At 63.8% G+C, this 1,807-nt stretch carries 1 protein-coding gene and 2 pseudogenes; 1 reads left to right on the forward strand and 2 read right to left on the reverse strand.

Annotated elements, in window-relative coordinates:
- Both IVA82_RS49240 and IVA82_RS39045 read right to left on the reverse strand, forming a co-directional pair.
- A partial coding sequence (locus IVA82_RS49240; RefSeq protein WP_346658677.1) for a transposase occupies positions 1-103 on the reverse strand: 103 nt, incomplete at its 3' end.
- Between the two features lie 55 nt (positions 104-158).
- Positions 159-1,526 (reverse strand): annotated as a pseudogene (locus IVA82_RS39045) (IS66 family transposase); the annotation flags it as partial.
- Between IVA82_RS39045 and IVA82_RS39050 the strand changes: the two are divergent.
- Positions 1,467-1,685: pseudogene (locus IVA82_RS39050) on the forward strand (transposase); the annotation flags it as partial. The pseudogenes IVA82_RS39045 and IVA82_RS39050 sit on opposite strands and share 60 nt — an antisense overlap.
- Between the last annotated feature and the right edge of the window lie 122 nt (positions 1,686-1,807).

Genomic DNA, 1,807 nt, shown 5'->3' on the forward strand with positions numbered 1-1,807 from the left:
GCGACGCGAGAATGGCCCATGTCTCGGCGCCGCCTTCGCTGCCCGCGAACAAATAGTTCTTCTTTCCAAGCCCTATCGGCTTGATGCTGCGCTCGACCGGTATTGTTGTCTATTTCAATGCGTCCGTCATCGATGAAGAGCGTCAGGCCGTTCCAATGGTTGAGGGTGTAGCGGATGGCTTTGCCCAGACCGGACTTCTTCGAGACTTCCAGCAGCCGCGCCTCGAGCCAGGGTTTGAAGTCCTCGATCAACGGCCTGGTGTCGGTTTGCCGCACTGCAGCCCGATGCGCCGCCGGCAGACTGCGGATGCGATCCTCGATGGCGTAGAACATCGCGATCCGTTGCAGCGCTTCCGCGGCAATCGGCGACTTGGTCGCGACGTGAACGTCCCAGAACTTCCGCCGCGCATGCGCGAAGCAGAACGCCAGCTGCATCAGACGGCCGCCGTTCTTGATCAGGCCCTTGTAGGCGGCATAGCCATCGACCTGCAGGATGCCGTGGTAGTCCCCGAATAGCTGCTTGGCGCGGATCGCCTTGCGATCCTCGGCAAACATGAAGACCACCGCCGGCGGGCCGCCCCACGGACGGTCATCGGTGGCGATCGCCCAGAACTGGCAGACTTTGGTCCTGCCTCGGCCGGGATCGAGAACCGGCAGCGGCGTCTCGTCGGCAAACAGCCGCGGGTAGGACATCACTGTGTCGCGCAACAGCGTGTGAAGCGGCTTCAGCCACCAGGCGGCGCGGCGCATCCACGAGGCCAGCGTCTGCCGGTCGAGCGTGATGCCTTGCGCGGCGAACATCTGCTCCTGCCGATACAGCGGCAGCTGGTAGCCGTATTTCATCACCGCGATGTGGGCCAGCAAGGCTTCCGTCGCCATCCCGCCATCGATCGGCTGGGCCGGCGCGGGTGCCTGCAGCACAGCCAGGCGGCATCCCCGGCAGCCGTACCTCGGACGCACAATGCGCTTGATCCGGTACTGCATCGGAATGACGTCGTAGGCTTCCTTGATGGTCTCCCCGATCTTGTGTAGCCGCTCGCCGCAGTAGGGGCAGATGTGGCTCTCGATATCGATCACGACATCGATGCTCGGCAAATGCTCCGGGAGCTTCCCCCGGCTGCGTCGCGCCGGTCGCTTTCCACGGCCGTCCGCTCCGTCAGGCAGCTTGCCTCCGGTCACGTCGTCGTTGGCGACGGCACCAGCCGCCTGTGCCGTGATGAAGAGAGACAGCTGTCCGGGATCCAGCGTCTCGGAGCGGGGACCGAAGATCGTGCGCTTGTACTGGGACAGGATCATCAGGAGCTTGTCGTTCTCCTGGACTGCAGCGTCGCGTTGGGCGATCGCCGCATCACGCTCGGCCGAAAGCGTGCTGCATTCCGCCGACAACGCCGCAAGCCGTGACGACAGGGTCATCACGGTTTGTCGGAGCAATGCTGGATCGGAAGGCAAATCACCCATGCAGAGCCGTGGCAGAAGCGCGATCTGTCGGCGAAGCGCTACATCTACATCTGGGCCGATGGCATCCATCTTCAAGCACGCCTTAAAGACGAAAAGCAGTGCATCCTGGTGCTGATCGGCGCGACGCCGGAAGGCCGCAAGGAACTGGTCGGCTTCACCGATGGCGCCCGCGAGAGCGCGCACGATTGGCGCGATCTGCTGCTCGACCCGTGTGACATTCAACGACGGGATCGAGGTCATCGCCAAGCCGACCGACCGTCAGCCCATAACCGCCGCCGCCTGACCGGCCCGGTCGTCACCAAAAATTGGCGATAGCTCGGGGTCGCCCGAGAGTACCGTGATGTCCGCTC

It is taken from the genome of Bradyrhizobium sp. 142 (assembly GCF_023074015.1).
Classification (GTDB): Bacteria; Pseudomonadota; Alphaproteobacteria; order Rhizobiales; family Xanthobacteraceae; genus Bradyrhizobium.